This is a genomic window from Halovenus salina, assembly GCF_026410925.1.
Taxonomy (GTDB): domain Archaea; phylum Halobacteriota; class Halobacteria; order Halobacteriales; family Haloarculaceae; genus Halovenus; species Halovenus salina.
On sequence record NZ_CP112972.1, the window covers coordinates 3,195,590 to 3,215,844 of the forward strand.

Consider the following 20,255-nt stretch of genomic DNA (forward strand, 5'->3'; position numbering starts at 1 on the left):
ATCAGTAAACATCATAGTCGAAAACTGTTTTATTCAAGCTCCCAACCGTTCAGTATGGACGACGCTGGGGAGAAAAAACCAGCCAAAATACAAAACGGGGAAGAATCGACAGAGTCTCCCGTAACACAGTTTTCTCTCACACCGTTCGAACTTGTCACAGAGGAGACGCGTGCTACCATACTTGACACACTAGCGAGTTATCAGGCCGAGAATCCGCGAGATCCGTCGGTGGGATTCAAGGATCTCCGCGAGACCGCAGGGATCGAGGATTCTGGAAATTTCAACTACCATCTCAACAAACTACAGCCGTCGTACGTCAGACAGACTGAGAACGGATACGCGCTGACAAACGCAGGGACATCACTCGTTGGGACGCTCCGGGCTGGCGTCGGTGTCGAGAGGGCCTGCGGGCCGAAGTCCCTCGATGCGACGTGCAGTATCTGTGACACCGAACTCTCCGTCCGCTACGAGGACGCAATCCTTTCAATATCGTGTGAGAATGACCACGACTATCCACGGGACTTTCTCCCTCCGAGAGCAGTCGACGGACGGACACTCGAAGAGGCAATTTCCATCCAGAAACATCGGACGTTACACGACTGTGAACTTGTCCGTAACGGGGTGTGTCCTGCATGTTTCGACGATGTCGAACGCCAGCATACGGTGCTGGACGCACCGCAAGCGAGTCACGTTCTCATTGCGACCTGCGAGGGCTGTGGACGGGTGTCAGGTTCTCCGATTGGCACGTACCTGCTCCGAGAACCACCGGTCGTGGCATTCTATCACGACCACGGTGTCGACATCACCGAAACATCGTTGTGGGATCTGGAGTTGGTTATTGCGGATCCGACAGTGCGGTCAGAAGATCCACTCCGACTGTCGCTGTCGGTCGAACAAGGCGGGGAACAATTAACACTGGTCGTCGATAAATACACGCAACTGATTGATAGTGAGCGTACTTGCGTCAACAGTTAGACCGACCCCCACTCCTCAGACCGGCGGTTAGCTGTGTCGTTCGACGAATGTCGTGATATCTTCGACGACACGCTGGTCGAAAACAGCGTCGGCATTGAAGTACTCTGCCCCTGTAGAGGGTCCGGTTCCGTCTTGAAACAAGTGATTGAGGCCCTCATAGAGTTCGAGCCGAACGTTTGACTGATCGGAGAGTGTTTCTCTCCAAATCGGAAAATCTCCGTCGGGAGTTACCTGGTAATCGCGGTCTCCCTGCCCGACGAATCGGGGAATCTCTAACTCAGCGGCCGCCTCAGGACCATCGTACTCGGCGAGACTCTGAAAGTACTCGCGGCCGCCGAGGCCGAGCACCACCTCGTCGTCGTCGATATCGAGTGAACGGATTTTTTCAGCTCTCTCTCGCGCATTGGCAAGCGCTTCCTCGCGTTCTGACTCGGAGAGGTTCTGTTGCTCAATAAGATGACGACGTTGATCGAGAACCGTCTCAGCTATCGGTCGGGTCGGTCCAGGTGCGAGCATGAGAACGCCAGCGAGGCGTTCGTCACGTGTTGCGATGCGCGGAGCAAGTACGCCACCCAGGCTGTGTCCAACAACGAATACACTGTCAGCAGCTACTCCCTCTTGTGAACGGAGACGCTTGAGTGCAGTTACCGCGTCGTCTGTCGTCACATCGTTGACTGTCACGTCTGAACGGTCAACATCACAGGCGTTGGTCCGTTTGTCGTACCGCAGTACGGCGATACCACGACTAGCTAGCCCCCACGAAAGTTCTTTGTACGGTTTGTTCGGGCCGAAGGTCCCGTCTCTGTCGATCGGCCCGCTTCCGTGGACAATAACCAATCCGGGGACCTGTGCCTCATCCGGAGGCAGGGAGAGTGTTCCACCTAACTCACACGATGTGGTCGCATCGATCGTGACTGTTGTCTCGGTAAACGCCGACGTGTCTACGTATGACGGTTGCTCCCAGCTATACTCCTCCTGTGCTGTGATCTGGTAGCTCTGGACACCCTTTCTCGTCAGCACGACCTCAAACGTATTCCTAACCCTGGCAAAAGCAGTCTTGACAATAACAAGAGCGGCTCCGTCTGTCCTCTTTTGATATTCGCTCTCGACAATCGATTCGAACTCTCCCGACGTAGTGACGATTTGTTGCCAGCTGTTCTCCATGTCTGTAACAGAGAAATCCGCCGCTGTGGGAGTGAGGAGTCGTTCATGGGCAGCCTCAAACGAACCGTCACTCTGAAGCGTTAGAAAATTCCGGGCGCGCCGTTCGAGCATAGCTGGGTCCAAGTCAGTTTTCGCTCGCTCTGAAGACTCGTTCGACTCTGGGCTTCCGTCCGTCCTCGAAACAGGCGAAGAGCCACTGTCGTCGCCGTCGCTGGAACACCCCGCTATCACCACAACCGAAAGAGAACCCACGCTCCTGAGAATTTTCCGCCGGTCTGTGCCACCGTTACTCGTTGTCGGACTGGGGGTCTTTGTCGAGTTATGAAGCTTCATTATCACGCTATTACTGTCGTCTATGAAATAAATCGAACCAGCACTCCGATACAGTTAGAGTTTTTATATGTGAGACAATGACACCGCCCCTGTTGGTAGTGCCCTTCTTATTGTGTCTCGCTGGAATTGCTCGAAACGAATCGTTCAGTATGCAGGCGGAGCTACCAACGGTTTCACACAGTTATGCGTGCAAGATGTATGCTCTATATCTTGCACGGCAGTTGTAACAAATTACTGATGAGTGCGTTCTCTTGCGTATCACTGCACCGCCCTACAGAGCGGTTGGTTCACGAACGATACCGTGACATCCGAAGTGATAGAATACTACATAGAACGTCCATATTTTATATCTCTGTTGTAATATCGTCAGGGTGTCCCTCATTCCGCCGGATTGGACAAAATCCGGCACAGTCGCTCAACTAACGGCGAGCCGTGCTCAGCCCCCAAACTCGTCGAGTGTCGCGTTGATACCTGGCCGAGTGTCCCGGATTCGAGTCCCTTCGATATCGAGGTCGAGCGTCCGGACGGCGGCCTCGCCGACGCGGTCGCTCTCGGCTTCGGGCGCGTAGACGCCGAGTCGCCACTGGTCTTGCTGGGCCTGTCGGATGGCACTGACGAGCGTCGACTGCTCGCCGAGCCGACGGACCTCGCCGTTGACGAGCACCCGCGAGGTCGACTCAGTCATTGACGGCTCCGAGGGAACGTCGAGGATAACCGCAGACGGGTCGACGCCGGCCTCGGCGGCGACCTCCCGTTCGAGCTCTCGGCGCTGTTCGTGGTCCGCATCGAGCACCGCATCGGGCACGGCGTCGAGCTCTGCCCAGATAGAGCGTTTGTACAGGCGGCGTTCGTCGAGCATCCGTGCGTATTCTGCACTCTCCTCGCAGTCCCGGAGCAGTGCGTGAAAGCCGTGGTCGTCCATCCGACGAATCGTCTCGGCGTCGGCTGCGCCGGCCTCCAGGGTTCGCTCGGTCGCCCGTCGGAGCATCGCCTTGGCGATGCGGGCGACGTGATGCTGGTAGACCGTCGGATTCATCAGCGCCCGCGCAAGCAGCAGGCTCTCTGCGGCTTGGACGTTACCCTCGTCGAGGACGAGGGTCCCATCGACGAATCGAAGCTCTCGAATCAGGCGCTCGTGGTCGATCGTTCCGTAGGGTGCGCCGGTGTGGTGGGCATCTCTCACGAGGTAATCCATCCGGTCGACGTCGAGTTCGCCGGAGACAAGCTGTCCCAACTCGCCGTCGCCGGCGATGAGGTCGGCAATCCGGTCCGGATTCAGCCCCTCCTCGGTGAGAATCTCTGCCACCTGCCCGCGGCCGATGAGCCCGTGAACCTCGTCGTGGTAGGTTCCCGTCTCCCGGTAGATGACCGACTCGATGTTGTGGCTGTACGGGCTGTGTCCGATATCGTGGAGGAGAGCCGCTGCGCGGACACGCTCGGCCTGCTGGCCCTCGATTCCGAGGTGGTCCAGCGCTCGGTCCGCAAGATGGAAGACACCGAGGCTGTGTTCGAATCTGGTGTGGTTCGCAGAGGGGTAGACCATCCGGACGGTGCCCAGTTGGTTGATTCGTCGTAGCCGCTGTACCGGTGGGGTGTCGAGTAACTTCTCTGCAACCCCACCGACCTCGATATGGTCGTGGACGCTGTCTTTGATTGTTGCCATTATCCGACAGTTGGTCGTCATGATTTAAAAGAGTCAGCCATTAGCGTTGTACGATTGGCCGTTTCGGAGGCCGAGCGCGCCATGTCTTCGATATCACCCTCCTAGGGACCGGTCTATCAAAGGGCGGGCGGTTTATCATTCCGGACTCACATAGACGGTGGTATGGTGACGTTTCTCTCCGGCGGCACGGGGACGCCGAAACTCCTGGCGGGTGCTGAGGACACCTTCTCACCCGAGGAGACAACCGTCGTCGCGAACACGGGCGACGACGTGATGCTCGGCGGGTTCCTGGTCTGTCCGGACGTGGACACGGTGCTCTTTCTCGGCGGGGGCGTTCTTGACCGTGAGACCTGGTGGGGTATCGCGGACGACACCACCAACACCAACGACAGGCTCCAGGAAATCGCCGAGACAGCCGACCTCGGGACAGGACCCCGATATCTCGACGAGACGGCGCAGACAGCGGGCCGCGATATCGCTGCCTGGCGACGCTTCTCTGGCGTCGGCGAGTTCATGCTCATCGGCGACCGGGACCGGGCGGTCCACCTGACGCGGACGGGCCTGCTCGACGAGGGGTACTCTCTGACCGAGGCGACGGCGTTGCTGGCCGAGACCTACAACGTTCCCTGGGAGCTGTTGCCGATGAGCGACGACCCGGTCGCCTCGCTCATCGAGACGCCGGCGGGAACGATGCACTTCCAGGAGTTCTGGGTCGCACGGAACGGCGAGCCAGCCGTCGAGGGTGTCGAGTTCCGAGGTGGAGAAAGTGCCGACCCGACACCCGCCGTGCTCGACGCACTGGCGGAGCCAGTCGTCATCGGTCCCTCGAACCCGGTGACGAGTATCGGACCGATGCTCGCCCTGGATGGGTTCGAAGAGGCGCTGGAATCGACGACGGTCGTCGCAGTCTCGCCGTTCGTCGAAGACGAGGTGTTCTCGGGGCCGGCGGCGAAGTTGATGGCGGCAGAGGGATACGAGCCGTCGACGGCAGGAATGGCAGCGGCGTACCCCTTCGCCGACGGATTCGTGCTCGACACCGACGACGGGACCGCGCTCGACCGGCCGGTCGTCCGGACAAACACTACGCTACGCAGTGAGGCGGATTCGGCACGCGTAGCCCGTGCCGTTCGCACGCTCTTGAACGATCTTGAATGACTCGTGACAACACTCCCCAACACGAACCCGCTTTCAACCCGCCGGTTGCGCTGGCCAGCCTGAGCGGCCGGTCTGACGCAGAGTGGGCGGCCACCGGAGCCGAGTACGCTGGCGTCGCCTTCCTCGGTGGAATCGCCATCGACGAGGCGACCAGGGAGGCCGCACGAGCGATGGTCGACCGCGACCGGACGGAGTACCTTCCTGCTGACCCGACCGCATTCATCGACGACCAACTCGCGCGGACCGCCGACCTTCCCGTGCGACCCGGGTTCAACGTCCGGACCGTGGCGTTACCGCCGCTCGCCGAGGCCGCCGAGGTCTGCCGGAGACACGACGCGATTCTCGAAATCAACGCCCACTGCCGGCAGACAGAAATCTGTGCGGCAGGGAGCGGAGAGTCGCTGTTGACCGAGCCGGACCGCCTCTGTGAGCAGGTTGCCGTCGCGGACGAACACGGGGACGCGGTCAGTGTCAAGGTCCGTGCCGAAGTTCCCGGCGTCGACCTGCCCGCACTGGCGCGTCGCGTTGCAGATGCCGGCGCTGAGTATCTGCATCTGGACGCGATGGATTCCGAGGCGGTTGTCGGGGAGGTAGCTGGGGCGGCCGATATCACCGTCATCGCCAACAACGAGGTCCGGGACCGCGCCTCCGTGGCTGAGTACCTCTCTCACGGGGCAGGTGCGGTCAGCGTCGGGAGACCGAGTGACGACCCGCGTGTGCTCTCACGCATCCACAGTGCTGCAACCGAGTGGTTCGACGCCGACGGAGGTTTCAGGGACGACCCAGACACACGAACGATGACGAACATAGAGACCACACAGACAATCGGAGGCGGTGAGTGATGGACCGACCCGAGCGGTCGACGGCCGCAAACGCACAGCTCGCACTGTTGCTCGAAGTGTCTGGAACTCCAAAACCCGGCAATGTCGACAGAGAGCGCGAGTACGACGATCTGCGTTTCGAGCATTTCATGGCGGGTGCTGCCGGTGCGCGCGATGGGCTGGAGCTAGCGACAGGGGACGAACCCGTCGGCCGCGCATTCGAGCGAGCCGTCGCGGGAATGAGCCACCAGCGCGGCGGCAACACGCAGTTCGGCGCGCTCTTGCTCGTGACGCCACTGGCCGCGGCCGCGGCACAGGGAGCACTCTCTCGAGAGGGTGCCCGCGGCGTCGTCGCCGATACGACCGTCGAAGACGCGGTGATCTTCTATCGTGCGTTCGACCATGTCGATGTCGCTGTCGACGACCCGCCGGAGGGGATGGAGCCACTCGACGTGCGTCGGGGGAGCGAAGCCGAGTCCGCCATCCGCGACCGCGGCCTGACGCTGAAAGACGTGATGGAACAGAGCACAGATGTCGACGGCATCGCCGCCGAGTGGGTTGATGGCTTCCCGCGGACGTTCGAGGCCGCACACGGACTGTCACAGAGCGACGGCCCGGTGGCGAACCGCGCGTCGGCGCTGTTTCTGGCACTGCTCGCAAGCGAGGTCGACACGTTCGTCGTGACCCAGCACGATACGGAGACGGCCCTGGAGGTCCGGGACCGAGCACAGGCAGTCCTCGATGGCGACGAGGACCCCTACGACCTCGCCAGAGAGTTCGTCGACCGCGAGATAAATCCCGGAACGACGGCTGATATCGTTGCTGGCGCGCTGTTTATTGCGCTCGAACGCGGACTGTCGGTGTGATGACAGCGACGGGGTGGCCGGTCGAGCTTCGCGGCGTGACCGAGTCGATTGTCGCCACGCTCGGCCCCAACAACCGATACAACTTCGCGGCGCTTGGTCTCCACGTCCCAGACGATGGGATCGACCCCGGAAGCACCGAAACCGTCCGGGCGCGAACCTGGGGACGAACCCGGACGTGGCGCAATTTCACAGAGCGCGGGTCCGGCATCGTCCAGTTCAGCCGCGACCCGGTGCTGTTCGTCGACGCCGCGCTCGATATCTACGAGCAAGACGAGCCGGTCCACGACGAGGCGGCCGCCTGGGTCACGGTCTCTGCAGAACAGACAGACGAGGGAACCGAGGGGGACACGCAGTGGGTCGACTGGGAGCTGACCCCTGAGGAGTCAACGCACCGTCGTGAGGTAACTCCGGCCTTCAACCGTGGCTACGCGGCAGTCGTCGAAGCGACCGTCGCCGCCTCTCGCCTGGATGTCGATGCATACGACAGAGAGACGCTCGTCGATCGAATCGACTACTTCGGCGATGTTGTCGAACGGTGTGGCGGACCACGCGAGCGTGAGGCGTTCGGCCGAATCGAATCCCAATTCGAGTTATAGGCCGCCCTTGAACATCGCGAGACCGGTTTTGAGATAGGAGGGTCTGGTCACCAGATCGTGTTCGGCCTGTGTGAGCATGAAATCGAAGATATCGATGTTCTCCGCGAGGTGTTCGCGGGAGGTCGACATCGGAATCGTCATGACGTTGTCGTGTTGGGTCGCCCACCGTAGCGCCACCTGTGGGCCTGTCTTGTCGAATTTCTCGCCGAGGTTCCACAGCAGGTCGTCGTCGATAGCGCCGCCGTTTGCGAGCGGACTGTATCCCGTAAGCACGATATCGTGCTGCTGGCAGTACGAGAGCAACTCGCGTTGGGGCCACCAGGGATGGAAGAGCACCTGATTGGTGAAAATCGGCGCATCAGAGTACTCGCGTGCGCGGTGGAGCCTGTCGGTCCCGAAGTTACTCACGCCGATGTGACGGGTCAGCCCCTGGTCGCGGGCCGCGTTGAGCCCCGCCATGACCGTTTCGAGGTCTGCAACCGGATTCGGCCAGTGGATGAGCAGCAGGTCCACCTGGTCGACCCCGAGCTGGTCGACGCTCTCCTCGGTTGAAGCGACGATGTCGCTGACAGTCCGGTTGGTGGGCAACACCTTCGTCGTGAGAAACACCTCCTCTCTGTCGGGGTCAGCCTCGGTAATCGCTCGCCCGACACCGTCCTCGTTCTCGTAGGCCTGTGCGGTGTCGACGTGGCGATAGCCGAGCTCCAGTGCCGTCGAGACGGCGTCTTCGGCCGTCTCGCTGTCCATCTGCCAGGTTCCGACACCGAGTTTCGGCACCTCGTCTCCGCATCGAGTGACGTACTCCATACCTACTGTTGGGACAGTCTCTCCATATGCCTTCTCCTGGCGATGCAGGCACTCCTCATAGTGATTGTTGCGAGTCGTTACCGCCGTCGGGAAACGAGGTGTGGGTCTCACGCCGTGAAACACCGAGATTCGCGACGCGGTCACGAAAATAACCGCAACAATTACTATCAGGCGAGGATGTGTGCCGTGATATCGTCCCGGATAATCGTGTCACAGTAGACACAGCGAATGCCGTCTTCGAGCACTTCGAACTCGGAGTCGACGGGCTCTCCCTCGGTGGTGATACAGTTGTGATTCGAGCACTGGAGCACACCCGAGACCCGCTCTGGGCGCTCGACACGGTGTTTTTCGACCACATCGAAGCTCTTGATGATGTTGATGCTCGCCTCCGGTGCAACGAGTGAGAGAACATCGACCTCAGACTGGCTCAGCTCGCGGTCTTCAACCTTGACGACATCCTTGCGGCCGAGACGGTCCGAGGGGACGTTCATTCCAATCGAGACGACATCACCCTCCCTGCCGTCGATGCCGAGAATTGCGAGGACGTTCAGCGCTTGGCCGCCCGGGATGTGGTCGATGACTGTCCCCCGTTCGATTTTGCTGACGCGGAGTTCTTCGTTGGTCATTGGTCACCTCCAAGCAGTAGATCGAGCAGTGCCATTCTGACAGGGACGCCGTTGTGTGCCTGCTCGAAGTAGTTCGCGTTCGCGGTCTCGTCGACATCGTAGGCAATTTCGTCGACCCGTGGGAGCGGGTGCATCACAGCCAGGTCGTCTTTCGCAACCGAGAGACTCTCGGCGTCGATCTGGTATTCGCCGGCGACTTTGCGGTACTCGGACTCGTCGGGGAATCGCTCGCGCTGAATACGAGTCACGTACAGCACGTCGAGGGAGGGAAGAATCGCCTCTGGGTCGGTGTGTTCTTTCACTTCCGACCCCTCCTGGTGGAGGTCGTATCTGACCTTCCGGGGGAGCTGGAGACTTTCTGGGCTGATGAAGTGTTGGCTCACGTCGAAGTTTGTCAGCGCGTGGGCAAGCGAGTGGACGGTGCGCCCGTATTTTAGATCGCCCATGATGCCGATAGAGACATCGTCGAGGCCCGCGTTCTCACGGATCGTATAGAGGTCGAGCAACGTCTGTGTTGGGTGTTGCCCGGCCCCGTCGCCGGCGTTGATGAGCGGCACGTCGACAAACTCACTCGCCATCTCCGCGGCCCCCTCACTCGGATGGCGCAACACCAGTGCGTCGGCATACCCCTCGACAACGCGGACCGTGTCGGCAAGACTCTCCCCTTTCTTGACCGAGGACGAGTCGACCGGTCCCATGTCGACGATATCGCCGCCGAGTCGTTTCATCGCGGCCGAGAAACTCATCTTCGTCCGCGTGCTCGGCTCGAAAAACAGGAGTCCGAGCAGTGCCCCCTCGTGTCGGTTGGCGACGGCAGACGGGTCCGCCGCCAGCTCCGACGCGCGGTCGAGGACCGCCTCGATATCCTCGCGCGAGAGCTGTCGCGCACTTGTGATGTGGTCGTGACGCATCGCTCGAAGCACCGGTGCGGACACTATTTAATTCACCGACACTGCCCCGACATGTCCCGTGATGCCGTACCGTGGGTTCATATCCGATGGGGGGCCAGCCTCGCTATGCTCGCGTTCGCAGGCGGAAAAGGCGGCTGTGGAAAGACGACGACCACCCTCGGCGTGGCCGCTGCGCTCGGGCGATGCGGAGCCGACCCGCTCGTTGTCGACGGCGACTGTGACATGCCCGACGTTCATCACCGGCTGGGGTTACCACGGGATGAGGGAATCGATGCCCTTGCTCGGGGTCGCCCACTCCGGGCGGTGACCAGCAGGACCGACGCGCTTCCTGGTGTTAGCGTCGTTCAGGGAGGAAAACGAGAGGCCTTGGAGCCCGCGCTTCGGCGAGCACAGCCGTGGGACGGTCCGGTGCTTGTCGACTGCGGTGCAGGGACGAACCCTGACGCCGTCACGCCGCTTCGACACGCCGAGCGGGCCATCATTGTCTCGACCGACCAGCCCCAATGCATCGAAGACGCGGAGACGACCCGCCGAATAGCTTGGCGACTCGATACGTCTGTCGCCGGGGTCGTCGTCCGCCGAAGTGTCCAGGCCGGAGCCGACGACACGGTCTCGACGCGCCGACGTATCCCACCAGAGTGGCACATCCTTGGCGATGTCCCTGTCGCCGATACGCCACTGGAAGATGATAGCACTATGGACGTGTTTCAAACAATCGCAGCGGCGGTCTACCAGACCACGGGGACTGGAGACAGACACCGATAGAGATGTTTCTGTGGTCAGCGTAGATACCGTAGGCGGAATATTTAACGGGCGGTATACCAAAGTCAGAGTAGATGACAGACCGGCTGCGGACCGGGATCGATGTCCTCGACCGGAAGCTCGACGGCGGTATCCCAGCCGGTAGTATCGTCGCGCTGTCGGCGAGTCCGGCCAGCCAGGCCGAGCTGTTTCTCTACGAGCTGACGGCGACGCGTGGCACGCTCTGGCTCTCGCTGAATCGGACGGGCGAGGCTGTCAGGGATAGTATCGAGAACACGCCGGCCGAAACCGGCGACCCGACGGTGCGCCACATCTCCGGAGAAGCGCCGCTCGATAACGCCGGAAAGCTTGTGAGCGCACTCCCCGAAACCTCGAATCTCATCGTCGACCCCATCGACGTGCTCGAATCACAGGAGCCCCCATCCCGGTTCCGGAGTTTCATGAACGACCTCCAGAACCACATCTTTAACACCAACAGTATGGCGATACTGCACTGCCTGAAGAGTCGGTCGACGCCACCGTTACGGGACACGACAGAACACTTCGCGGATGTGGTTTTCGACCTCGAAACGAACGTCGCCGGTGACGAGATCGAAAACAGGTTGTCGATTCCGAAGTTCCGGGGCGGTCGAGCGCCTGCCGACACTATCAAGCTCGAACTGATTGACGAGGTCTCTATCGACACCAGCCGAGATATCGCTTGAAAACGCTTTTCCAAACGCTTAACAGCCACTCACCAGACCTGTCGGTATGAAACAGGTCCGATTTCGCGACCGAGCAGGAACTGTCAGAACCGGCGAATGGGTCGACGACGACGGCACGCCAGCCGACACCGAGACAGCAGGACAGGGCGGCGAGATTCGGGCCGCGGGGCAATCCTACGACCCCGACGCGGTGACGATTCTGCCGCCGTCCGAGCCGAGTAAGATTGTCTGTGTCGGTCGGAACTACGCTGCCCACGCCGACGAACGTGGCGAAGACGTTCCAGACAGGCCCTTGCTCTTTTTGAAGGGACCGAACGCCGTCGCGAGCCACGGAAGCGACATTTCGCTGCTCGCGGAGAAAGACCGACAGGAGTACGAGGCCGAGTTGGCGGTCGTCATCGGCGAGCAGTGCCGCCACGTCGACGAGGCCGACGCGATGGACGTCGTCGCGGGCTTCACCTGCATGGTCGACATCTCGAACCGCGACGACCAGGACCGCGAGACGAACTGGATTCGGGGAAAGGCCTTCGACAACGCCGCGCCGCTCGGGCCGGTGTGTGCCGACCCCGAACACGTGCCCGACGACGCTACCGTCGAGCTACACTGCAACGGCGAGCGCCGGCAGTCCTCGACGCTCGACCATCTCATCTTCCCGATTCCTGAGCTGATTGCCGAGATTACTGCCTACATGACACTCGAACCAGGGGATATCATCGCCACCGGAACGCCCGAGGGGGTTGGTCCGCTTTCTGACGGCGACCACGTGCGCGTCACAATCGAGGGTGTCGGACAGCTGACCCACACTGTCACCGTCCCCGAGGAGGACTGACGCCGTCTGTTCTCACGGCAGCACCGGAGTCAGCAGACCACACAGAGCCGACAGCTTATCTGTATTCCCGCCAAGATGTGGCCGTGAGCACGTTCGACGCCGTTGTGTTCGACCTCGACGGAACGCTCTGTCACCGGACTCAGGACACCGACGCACTCTACCACGAGGCCTTCGAGAGTGTTGGGGTCGAACCCTTCGCCGAGCCCGCGGCGCTGTGGGCGTGTCTCGATGGGCCGCCCGAACACGACGACCAGGTGGGCTACATCGGCGCGGGGTTCGCACGTCTGGCCGCACAGCACGGCCGCACGGATGTCGACCCGGTGGCGCTGGCGGCCGCGTTTACCGACCGCGTCGACGACAGTAACGTGGAACTCAGTACAGGTGCGAGAGCGGCACTCGACAGCGCGAGGGAGGTCGGTGCGGTTGGGCTGGTAACGAACGGACCACAGCGACGTCAGGGTATCAAACTCGACGCGCTCGGCATTCGAAAGTACTTCGAGACGACCGTCTATGCCTACGATTTGCCCCGACGGAAGCCACATGCCGCTCCCTTCGAGCGGGCGCTCGCGGACCTCGATGTCGAACCGTCGGACGCGCTGTACGTGGGCAACTCGCTCGGCTACGACGTCGCCGGTGCACAGAACGCAGGTATGGTGGTCGCGTGGCTCCGGGGTGAGGGCGATTCTGGAATGTACGACCCCGAGTACATCCTCGATTCACTCGATGCTCTGCCTGCGTTGCTGGAGGGTGAGCGATGACCCGCATCACCGACGTCGTGCCGGACGAGTCGTTCGCGGCGGCCGCAGAAACTGCATTACAGTCGGTCACGACGACGGAGCCAGCTGAGTTCCGGCGGCTGGGACGAGGGAACCGAAAGCTCTCGATGCTTGTCACCTACGAGACGCGTGACTCGGTCGTGGTACAGCTCTGTGAGGAGCGCACCTGGCTCCAGACAGAGTCGACGCTGCTCGCGCATATCCGGAAGCAAACGGCGGTACCAGTCCCGCCCGTACTTGCCTCCGGTGTCACTGCCGGAGTCGCCTATATGGTCACCGCCCACGTCACTGGCGAGGACCTCCACGAGACGTTCACTAAACTCGGAGACGCGGGCAGGCGACGGCTCGCCCGAGCGTTTGGCTCCCATCTGGCCGCGCTGCACGAGCAGTTCCGGTTTGACAGCTACGGGACACTCGCTGTCGACGGCGACTTCTTGCGGGCATGGCACGAGGACTGGGGCGACTGGTTCGACGAGTACGGCCGAAACGCGGTTGGGCGACTCCCGACGGCGTTCGACCCGCTCCGAGACGACCTGTTGGCGCTGTTCGACGCCTACGAGGCCGGAGACCCGCCAGCCCGGCTGTACCCCTGGGATTTCAGGCCCGGTAACGCGCTGGTCGAAGGCGGGGAACTGGCTGCGGTTCTCGACTGGGAGGCACCGATGGCCGCCGCGCCCGCACTCTCGGTAGCCAAAGCGGAGTATCTCATCGCGGAGTGGTACGTCGAGAACGCAGAGCCGCTTCGCCAGGCCTTCATCGAGGGGTACGAGAGGCTGCGAGAGTATCCAACAATCAAGCGCGTCCACCGGGCCGCCGCAATCGCCGACAGCGCTGTCGACTCGACGGGGATAGTTACCAACCCGATGTATCCGGAACACGACACCGAAGCCGCCGTCGAGTTCCACTGCAAGGCGCTGGGTCGACTGCTGTAGTTACTCGTACTCGTAGAAGCCTTTCCCGGTCTTCTTGCCGAGTTCGCCCGCTTCGACCTTCCGCTTGAGGAGGTAGGCAGGCTTGTACCGGTCGCCGAGTTCGTCGTGGAGGGTCTGACTTGCGTCGAGACAGATGTCGAGGCCGATGTGGTCTGCGAGCTCCAGCGGCCCCATCGGGACGTTCGTTCCGAGCTTGAGCCCCTGGTCGAGGTCCTCCTTGCTGCTGACGCCCTCGTCGTAGGCCCGGATACCTTCGTTAATCCAGGGCATCAACACGCGGTTGACGACGAAGCCGGGTTTGTCGTCTGCCTCCCAGGTGGTCTTTTCGAGGTCCTCGGAGAACTCGTGGGCGAAGGTGACAGCCTCGTCTGTGGTTCGCTCGCCGACGACGACCTCGACACCTTTCATCACCGGGACGGGGTTCATGAAGTGTATCCCGACGACCTGTTCGGGGCGACTCGTTGCGCTCGCAATCGACGTAATCGACAGCGTGCTGGTGTTCGTCGCCAGAATCACGTCGTCGTCGGTGGTGTCGTCGAGTGACCCGAACACGTCCTTTTTGACGTCCATGTTCTCGACGACAGCCTCGATGACCACATCTGCCTCGGCGAGGTCGTCAAGCTCAGTCGTTCCGGTGATGCGGTCTCTGGCTGCGTCGGCCTCCTCCTCGCCGATGTGGTCGCCGGAGACCATCCGGTCGAGACTGGAGTCGATGGTGTCGAAGCCGGCCTCGACGTACTCCTGTTCGACATCGCGCATGATGACGTCGTATCCGCTGGTCGCCGAAACCTGTGCGATACCGCTACCCATGTTGCCGGCGCCGACGACGCCGACGGTCTCGATTTCATCGAGTGTGCGCATATCCGACTTTCCGACCGGGGACAGTGTAAGTCTGCCGGGATTGGCGTCGCCGGTGTGCGTGACGAGGGAGTGTTCATCTAAGAAAGAGTACCAAGAGAGGGCAGAACAGCAAGAAAGCCCCGAGCCGTTCGACGGCTGCGACTCGCTGCGGTCCTCACTCCGTTGCGGTCCTTGGGTCGTCTCGCTCGTCGAACGGCTCGCCCCTTTCAGTCCCGCCCCAACTCGCTTTCTTGCTGTTTCACATCCCATCGCTAGCCAACACGCTAACCGAACCACTGCTGATACCGAAGTCCACAGATTTAGGCCTCTCTCGTCCGAACCGACAGCCATGACAGAGACACTGTTTCTCCGCAACGACGAAATTATGGACCTCGCGACGCCCGCAGAGTACGTCGACGTCGTCCGAGAGGGTTACCGCGAGCATGGCGAGGGCGCACCCGCCGAGCCCCGCCGTCTGCTCGCAAACGAGGAGCCGCCGGGTATGATGACAGGCTATTTTGCCGTCCTACCCGAGGCGGGTGCGATGGGCGGCTACACCTACGCCGCAGGCTTTGGCAACCGGGATGCACACTTCATCTTGCCGCTGTTCGATGTCGAGTCTGGCGAGCCGCTGGCTGTGCTCGACGGCGCTGGTCTGAATCCGTTCAAAACTGGCGCGGCGGGTGCGGTCGGCGTCGATGCCCTCGCCCGCGAGGACGCCTCTCGACTCGGCGTCATTGGCAGCGGAACCCAGGCACGAGGACAGGTGCTGGCGACGGCGACGGTCCGAGACCTCGATACCATCTCGGTGTACTCCCGAACACCCGACAACCGCGAGGCCTTCGCCACGGAGATGGACGACAGACTTGATGCGACCGTCGAGGCCGTCGAGACCAGCGCGGCGGCCGTCTCGGGACAGGACATCGTCATTACGGCGACGAACGCGTCCGAACCGGTCTTCGAGAGTGCTGCCCTCGACCCGGGAACGCACGTCACGGCCATGGGACAGTACAATTCAGAAAAGCGAGAGATTGACGGAACTACTGTCGCGCGGTCCACCTACGTGGTCGACCTCAACGGTCGTCTCGAACAGGACGCGGGCGCCTACATCATGGCCCGTGAGGAGGGAGCTATTGACGCGGACCATGTCCACGCCGAACTCGGCGAGGTCGTCGCAGGTGAGGCGGCGGGTCGGACCTCGACAGAGGAGATAACGGTCCTCGACAGCGGTGGAACCGGTATCGAGACCGTCGCGGTGGCAAAACTGCTCTACGACAGAGCGAGCCAGAAGGGATTAGGCGAGACAATCGAGTTCACGCCGGCAAGTGAGGCGTTCCTGTAGTCACAGCACGGATTCGAGGCCGAGTGCCTGAGCAAGCGTCAGCCCACTCCAGAGCGCGCCGGCGAGATAGCCGGCGATCGCGCCGCCGTTCAACAGCGGGAGTCCGGCGTGAGCGCGCCCTTTCAACACCATCCACAGCAACACGATCAGCCCTGCGAGGATTCCAACCATTGACGTTACCGCCGGCAGCGGCGCGGAGGCGACGCCGAGGCTGATATCCGAGCCACTCTCGGCGAAAAACGCCGCGCTCGCGACCAGCACTGTCGGAATGACCGCGTCACCGAGGCCGATGAAGAGGGCGTCGCGCTCGGGGAGGCGTTCGCGGACGGCCGCTTCAAGGTCATCGCCGAGGTCATCGAGGACACCGGATTCGAGTCGGTCGAACGCTGCGTCGTCCAGCTCGGCGACGCCCTCCGGCCCGAGCGCTTCGAGGCGCTCTCTGTCGAGTGGCTCGCTCTCACCGTCCTCGTTGTGGGATTCGACATGGTCGGGCCCGCCGTCGTCGAGAAACGAGTACGAGAGCGTGATGGGGACGACGAAGACGACGGGTATCTTCAGGTCCATCGCACCCGAGGCCAGCGTCAGCATGTGCTCGGTGCCGTAGACGCTGATTGCGTCGTAGACGGCGAGCACTGTAAGTAACACGAGCGCCGGCAGGATGCCAAAGTTGACGCCGAACAGCCCCGCAGCGCCGATGCCCATGAGTATCCCCGCGGCGTCAATGACGTACCACTCCGGATGGATATACAGCGCCAGCCCGACGACCGCAGCCCCGCCGACGGCGAGCAGATTGACCGGTCCGCCGCCGACCGCAACGGAGAGGCTCTCGGGAGCCAACACCTCGAAGACGTAGAAGGCGATGTACGCACCCGAGAAGATGATGGCGAGGCGGAGAATCGACTCGCCGCCGTACTTGAACGCCAACAGCATCAGCCCGGTCATGGCGAGGATTGCGACGAGATAGGCGATGCTGATAGTCGGATCGCTCGTGTCCTCGACGACCTGGTGGCCCTCCTGTTGGAAGGGTTCGACGAGTGCGAGCGTCCCGACCTGGACGAGGAAGAAAATCAGGACGATACCCGCACTCGCGAGGAGTGTCCGGGACCGGTGATTCATACAGGAGCCTCGACTGGCGGCGGTTTCAGCATTTCGAAGCGCTGGTGGGGACGAGCGGATTAGGACTCGGGCATCCGCAGTGTCAGCAGGACAATCACGACCATTATCCCGGCCAGCGCGAGGTATCCCTCGTCGAAGTAGCCTCGGTCAGCCACGACGCCAAAGAGGACAGGCCCGGACGCACCGAGCGTCGCGGCGGTGGTTCGCACCGCGCCCAGCCCAGTGCCGCGCATGTCGTCGGCGAACAGCTCGCTCAGATACGACTGGGTAATCGCGCCGGTGCCGAGCATCGTACTGACCAATGCAGTGATGCCGACCAGCGCCGGGACCCCGTCGGCGAAGGGAAGCAACACGAGGCCGACGACCGGCCCGACGAGCACGATTACTAGCGAGCGCCGCATCCCAATGCGGTCGTAGGCCGAGCCGGCCAGTGGCTTCACCAGGACGCCAAAGCCAAAGAACAGTCCGAACAGCGCACTCGCCACCGTCTCGGAGAGGCCCTTCTCCTCTGCGAGATAGGTCGGATAGAACGCGGAGAACGTCTGCCAGATGAAGATGAACAGAAAGAGGACAACAGTCATGAAGACAAGCGCAGGGCTCCACAGTTCCGAGACGATATACCGAAGTCGCTCGACGGAAAGCTCGGTCCCGTCGGTGTCGTTCGTCGATGTATCCGGCAGTGCGACCCAGAGCGCAAGAGCCACGACGAGCAGCGACGGTATCAGGACGCCAAAGCCGAACTGCCAGGCGAGGATGGCGGTGAGAACGCCGGCCAGCGGCGGAAAGACCGTCTGACCGAGGTCGCCAGTCGCCATCGTCACGCCGAGTGCGCTCCCGAGTCGGTCGGGATATGTCTCTGTCAGAATCGTAATCCGAGCGATGGGGTACAGCGACATCCCGATGCCGACAAGCGCCGTTGCACCGTAGAGAAGGAGTGCAGTCGGCGCAACCACGACAAGCGAGAGCGCGGCCGCGACGGTGAGGGTACTCGTGACCATCATGCGGCGCTCGGTGTATCTGTCGGTGAGGACGCCACTGGGGAGTTGGCCGACCGCAGAGCCGAGCCAGAGCACCGTCACGAGCAGGCCCGCAGTCGACAACGAGAGGCCGAACATCTCTCGCAGGTTCGGCAACACGACGGGATACACCATCCGGGACCCGACCAGTAGTCCCCAGCCGACCGCGACCGGCGCGAGTATCTTTCCTTTCCCTCCGCCGAGCAGGCTCGCGGCTTCGGCTCGTATCGACGCGACGAGCGACATTGACTGTCCGTGAGTTCGGAGCAGGGACGTTTACGCTTTCCCAACGCCAGTCGTCAATCGTGACGGAAGCACCGGCTGCCGGTGAAGGCCATCGTCATCCCGTGTTCGTCTGCGGCCTCGATGACGGCGTCGTCGTTTTTCGACCCGCCGGGCTGGATGACGGCCTCGATACCGGCCTCTGCGGCGTGTTCGATGCCGTCCGGGAACGGGAAGAAGGCGTCCGAGGCCATCACCGCGCCCTGGGCGTCTTTGCCCTCGGCGTGTTCGTCGGCTTTCATCGCGGCCAGGCGGACCGCGTCGACCCGCGAGACCTGCCCCATGCCGATGCCGACGGTCTCGGTGCCGTCGGCGAACAGAATCGCGTTCGATTTGACGTGCTTGATCGTCTGCCAGGCAAAGCACATCGAGCGAATCTGCTCGTCTGTCGGCTTGCGCTCGGTGACGACCTCGAGATCGTCTGCGGTTACGGTCTGGAGGTCGCGCTCCTGGACAAGCCGGCCGCCGACCAGCGACTTCTCGGTGAACCTGTCGGTCCGCTCGCCGAGGTCGCCGACATCGAGCACGCGGAGATTGTTCTTCTCACAGAGCACGTCCAGCGCCTCTGCGGTGTAGCCGGGAGCGACAACAACCTCCTTGAAGGAGTCGACAATCTCTTCGGCGGTCGCGGCGTCGCACTCGCGGTTGAGCGCGACGATACCACCGAAGGCACTCATCGGATCCGTCGAGAGAGCCTTCTCGTAGGCCGCTGCCAGGTCCTCGGCGGTCGCACAACCCGCCGGGTTCGTGTGTTTGATAACAGCCGCGGCTGGCTCGTCGAACTCCTTGATGAGGTTCAAGGCCCCGTCGGCGTCGTTGTAGTTGTTGTACGAGAGTGCCTTCGCGCCCTCGTTGAGCTGTGGGGCGTCGACAATACTCGCCTCGTCGACGCCGTACTCCCCGTAGAGTGCGCCGTCCTGGTGTGGGTTCTCCCCGTACCGCAGCGTCGTCTGTCTGTCTCCGGTCGTGAGCCGTCGGGCGGGGAACTGCTCGTCTCCGTCCCCGTCGACGTGGACTGCCCCGTCTTCGACGGTCGCCGTCCCGTCGGCGAACCACTTGACGGCACGCGGGTACGCTGTAAACTCTCCCTGGTAGAGGGTCCGGTCTTTGAGGTCTGCTGGCCCATCGCCTTCGTAGACTGGGACGGGTTCCTGGGTCACGATTGGGCCGCCGTCGACCTGGTCCTCAACGACGTTGCCCTCGTCGTCGGTGGCGTCGGTGACGACATGGACGGTACAGCCGGTGACCGAGACGCCGGCATCGAGGGCGTCACCCCAGGCGTCGGTCCCCGGAAACGACGGCAGGAGCGACGGATGGACGTTGAGCGTCGTCGGCATCTCGTCGAGGAACGTGTCCGAGAGAATCCGCATGTAGCCGTCGAGACAGACCAGGTCGATATCGTACCCTGCGAGTGCCTCGACGATTCGGCGCTCGTGGTCACGGCGCGATTCGCCCTCGTTGCGTTCGACCGCAACGGCGTCGATACCGCGTTTGTCGGCCGTTTCGAGCACTGGCGCGCCGGCGTCGTTGGTCAGGATGACCTCAAACGCCGCACCCCCAGGCCCGCGGTCGGCGATGTTCATCAGGTTCCGCCCCCGGTTGCTTGCCATCCCGGCGAGGTTCATACACGAGTGGGCGTGGTGGTAATTCAAAGGCGTTCCGACTTCTCGCGGGAGCACTTCGGTGGGAGACAACACTTCCAGTCCAGCCTGCCAACACGCGTGCACCCAGCTATTTAT

The 20,255-nt window shown here is 62.2% G+C and carries 20 protein-coding genes; 11 read left to right on the plus strand and 9 right to left on the minus strand.

The features are described 5' to 3' along the window. Nucleotides 1-54 precede the first annotated feature (54 nt). Complete coding sequence (locus tag OSC37_RS16120; RefSeq protein WP_438267588.1) at nt 55-975, plus strand: DUF7351 domain-containing protein; 921 nt, start codon at nt 55-57, stop codon at nt 973-975. A gap of 27 nt (nt 976-1,002) precedes the next feature. Here the strand turns inward: OSC37_RS16120 and OSC37_RS16125 are convergent, their stop codons facing one another. Next, nucleotides 1,003-1,995 carry an alpha/beta hydrolase family protein gene (locus tag OSC37_RS16125; protein ID WP_267162455.1) on the minus strand — a complete coding sequence of 331 codons (993 nt, stop codon included), beginning with the start codon at nt 1,993-1,995 and terminating at the stop codon, nt 1,003-1,005. Between the two features lie 913 nt (nt 1,996-2,908). Next, a complete protein-coding gene (locus OSC37_RS16130) occupies nt 2,909-4,135 on the minus strand; it encodes an HD domain-containing protein (RefSeq protein WP_267162456.1) in 1,227 nt (408 codons plus the stop codon). A 162-nt stretch (nt 4,136-4,297) separates the two neighbouring features. On the opposite strand from OSC37_RS16130, the gene cofD reads away from it, so the two are divergent. From cofD to OSC37_RS16150, 4 genes are read left to right on the plus strand one after another with little or no spacing between them, the layout of a single operon-like run. Continuing rightward, complete coding sequence (cofD, locus tag OSC37_RS16135; protein ID WP_267162457.1) at nt 4,298-5,290, plus strand: 2-phospho-L-lactate transferase; 993 nt, start codon at nt 4,298-4,300, stop codon at nt 5,288-5,290. Beyond that, a complete protein-coding gene (locus tag OSC37_RS16140) occupies nt 5,287-6,132 on the plus strand; it encodes a tRNA-dihydrouridine synthase (protein ID WP_267162458.1) in 846 nt (281 codons plus the stop codon). The genes cofD and OSC37_RS16140 overlap by 4 nt, the downstream gene beginning before the upstream one ends. Further along, nucleotides 6,132-6,977, plus strand: a complete 846-nt coding sequence (locus tag OSC37_RS16145; RefSeq protein ID WP_267162459.1) for a triphosphoribosyl-dephospho-CoA synthase — start codon at nt 6,132-6,134, stop codon at nt 6,975-6,977. Before OSC37_RS16140 ends, OSC37_RS16145 begins: the two co-directional genes overlap by 1 nt. Then, entirely contained in the window at nt 6,977-7,573 is a 597-nt protein-coding gene (locus OSC37_RS16150) for a DUF447 domain-containing protein (protein ID WP_267164211.1), read from the plus strand. Before OSC37_RS16145 ends, OSC37_RS16150 begins: the two co-directional genes overlap by 1 nt. Here OSC37_RS16150 and OSC37_RS16155 read toward each other — a convergent pair. The 3 genes from OSC37_RS16155 to pyrB all read right to left on the minus strand — a co-directional run bounded on the left by OSC37_RS16155 (nt 7,568) and on the right by pyrB (nt 9,917). Then, entirely contained in the window at nt 7,568-8,380 is an 813-nt protein-coding gene (locus OSC37_RS16155) for an aldo/keto reductase (RefSeq protein ID WP_267162460.1), read from the minus strand. The genes OSC37_RS16150 and OSC37_RS16155 overlap by 6 nt on opposite strands. A 167-nt stretch (nt 8,381-8,547) precedes the next feature. Next, nucleotides 8,548-9,006: an aspartate carbamoyltransferase regulatory subunit gene (gene pyrI / locus OSC37_RS16160; RefSeq protein ID WP_267162461.1), complete on the minus strand. Its 459-nt coding sequence runs from the start codon at nt 9,004-9,006 to the stop codon at nt 8,548-8,550. Then, the gene (gene pyrB, locus OSC37_RS16165) at nt 9,003-9,917 is read right to left on the minus strand and encodes an aspartate carbamoyltransferase (protein WP_267164212.1); all 915 of its coding nucleotides are present in this window, start codon (nt 9,915-9,917) and stop codon (nt 9,003-9,005) included. Before pyrB ends, pyrI begins: the two co-directional genes overlap by 4 nt. Before the next feature lie 105 nt (nt 9,918-10,022). Between pyrB and OSC37_RS16170 the strand changes: the two genes are divergently transcribed. From OSC37_RS16170 to OSC37_RS16190, 5 genes are all read left to right on the plus strand, one after another. Continuing rightward, a complete protein-coding gene (locus OSC37_RS16170) occupies nt 10,023-10,682 on the plus strand; it encodes a MinD/ParA family ATP-binding protein (RefSeq protein ID WP_267162462.1) in 660 nt (219 codons plus the stop codon). 71 nt (nt 10,683-10,753) lie between these two features. After that, nucleotides 10,754-11,383: an RAD55 family ATPase gene (locus tag OSC37_RS16175; RefSeq protein WP_267162463.1), complete on the plus strand. Its 630-nt coding sequence runs from the start codon at nt 10,754-10,756 to the stop codon at nt 11,381-11,383. A gap of 46 nt (nt 11,384-11,429) precedes the next feature. Continuing rightward, on the plus strand, nt 11,430-12,212 hold the full coding sequence (locus OSC37_RS16180) for a fumarylacetoacetate hydrolase family protein (protein WP_267162464.1): 783 nt from the start codon (nt 11,430-11,432) through the stop codon (nt 12,210-12,212). Nucleotides 12,213-12,295: 83 nt separating this feature from the next. Continuing rightward, on the plus strand, nt 12,296-12,970 hold the full coding sequence (locus OSC37_RS16185; RefSeq protein WP_267162465.1) for an HAD family hydrolase: 675 nt from the start codon (nt 12,296-12,298) through the stop codon (nt 12,968-12,970). Next, a complete protein-coding gene (locus tag OSC37_RS16190) occupies nt 12,967-13,920 on the plus strand; it encodes a phosphotransferase family protein (RefSeq protein ID WP_267162466.1) in 954 nt (317 codons plus the stop codon). The genes OSC37_RS16185 and OSC37_RS16190 overlap by 4 nt, the downstream gene beginning before the upstream one ends. On the opposite strand, the gene OSC37_RS16195 is transcribed toward OSC37_RS16190, so the two are convergent. After that, on the minus strand, nt 13,921-14,781 hold the full coding sequence (locus OSC37_RS16195) for a 3-hydroxyacyl-CoA dehydrogenase family protein (protein WP_267162467.1): 861 nt from the start codon (nt 14,779-14,781) through the stop codon (nt 13,921-13,923). Between the two features lie 328 nt (nt 14,782-15,109). Between OSC37_RS16195 and OSC37_RS16200 the strand changes: the two genes are divergently transcribed. Then, a complete protein-coding gene (locus OSC37_RS16200) occupies nt 15,110-16,102 on the plus strand; it encodes an ornithine cyclodeaminase family protein (protein ID WP_267162468.1) in 993 nt (330 codons plus the stop codon). Here OSC37_RS16200 and OSC37_RS16205 read toward each other — a convergent pair whose 3' ends face one another. The 3 genes from OSC37_RS16205 to purH are packed head-to-tail and all read right to left on the minus strand — an operon-like array spanning nt 16,103 to nt 20,141. Beyond that, nucleotides 16,103-17,218, minus strand: a complete 1,116-nt coding sequence (locus OSC37_RS16205; protein WP_267162469.1) for a presenilin family intramembrane aspartyl protease PSH — start codon at nt 17,216-17,218, stop codon at nt 16,103-16,105. Nucleotides 17,219-17,277: 59 nt separating this feature from the next. Next, on the minus strand, nt 17,278-18,480 hold the full coding sequence (locus OSC37_RS16210; protein WP_267162470.1) for an MFS transporter: 1,203 nt from the start codon (nt 18,478-18,480) through the stop codon (nt 17,278-17,280). 53 nt (nt 18,481-18,533) lie between these two features. Next, a complete protein-coding gene (purH, locus tag OSC37_RS16215; RefSeq protein WP_267162471.1) occupies nt 18,534-20,141 on the minus strand; it encodes a bifunctional phosphoribosylaminoimidazolecarboxamide formyltransferase/IMP cyclohydrolase in 1,608 nt (535 codons plus the stop codon). Nucleotides 20,142-20,255: the final 114 nt, after the last annotated feature.

Coding starts and splice junctions, on each gene's coding strand:
- OSC37_RS16120 (WP_438267588.1), top strand. CDS start 55: ATGGACGACGCTGGGGAGAAAAAACCAGCCAAAATACAAAACGGGGAA.
- OSC37_RS16130 (WP_267162456.1), bottom strand. CDS start 4,135: ATGGCAACAATCAAAGACAGCGTCCACGACCATATCGAGGTCGGTGGG.
- cofD (WP_267162457.1), top strand. CDS start 4,298: ATGGTGACGTTTCTCTCCGGCGGCACGGGGACGCCGAAACTCCTGGCG.
- OSC37_RS16140 (WP_267162458.1), top strand. CDS start 5,287: ATGACTCGTGACAACACTCCCCAACACGAACCCGCTTTCAACCCGCCG.
- OSC37_RS16145 (WP_267162459.1), top strand. CDS start 6,132: ATGGACCGACCCGAGCGGTCGACGGCCGCAAACGCACAGCTCGCACTG.
- OSC37_RS16150 (WP_267164211.1), top strand. CDS start 6,977: ATGACAGCGACGGGGTGGCCGGTCGAGCTTCGCGGCGTGACCGAGTCG.
- OSC37_RS16155 (WP_267162460.1), bottom strand. CDS start 8,380: ATGGAGTACGTCACTCGATGCGGAGACGAGGTGCCGAAACTCGGTGTC.
- pyrI (WP_267162461.1), bottom strand. CDS start 9,006: ATGACCAACGAAGAACTCCGCGTCAGCAAAATCGAACGGGGGACAGTC.
- pyrB (WP_267164212.1), bottom strand. CDS start 9,917: ATGCGTCACGACCACATCACAAGTGCGCGACAGCTCTCGCGCGAGGAT.
- OSC37_RS16170 (WP_267162462.1), top strand. CDS start 10,023: ATGCTCGCGTTCGCAGGCGGAAAAGGCGGCTGTGGAAAGACGACGACC.
- OSC37_RS16175 (WP_267162463.1), top strand. CDS start 10,754: ATGACAGACCGGCTGCGGACCGGGATCGATGTCCTCGACCGGAAGCTC.
- OSC37_RS16180 (WP_267162464.1), top strand. CDS start 11,430: ATGAAACAGGTCCGATTTCGCGACCGAGCAGGAACTGTCAGAACCGGC.
- OSC37_RS16190 (WP_267162466.1), top strand. CDS start 12,967: ATGACCCGCATCACCGACGTCGTGCCGGACGAGTCGTTCGCGGCGGCC.
- OSC37_RS16195 (WP_267162467.1), bottom strand. CDS start 14,781: ATGCGCACACTCGATGAAATCGAGACCGTCGGCGTCGTCGGCGCCGGC.
- OSC37_RS16200 (WP_267162468.1), top strand. CDS start 15,110: ATGACAGAGACACTGTTTCTCCGCAACGACGAAATTATGGACCTCGCG.
- OSC37_RS16205 (WP_267162469.1), bottom strand. CDS start 17,218: ATGAATCACCGGTCCCGGACACTCCTCGCGAGTGCGGGTATCGTCCTG.
- OSC37_RS16210 (WP_267162470.1), bottom strand. CDS start 18,480: ATGTCGCTCGTCGCGTCGATACGAGCCGAAGCCGCGAGCCTGCTCGGC.
- purH (WP_267162471.1), bottom strand. CDS start 20,141: ATGAACCTCGCCGGGATGGCAAGCAACCGGGGGCGGAACCTGATGAAC.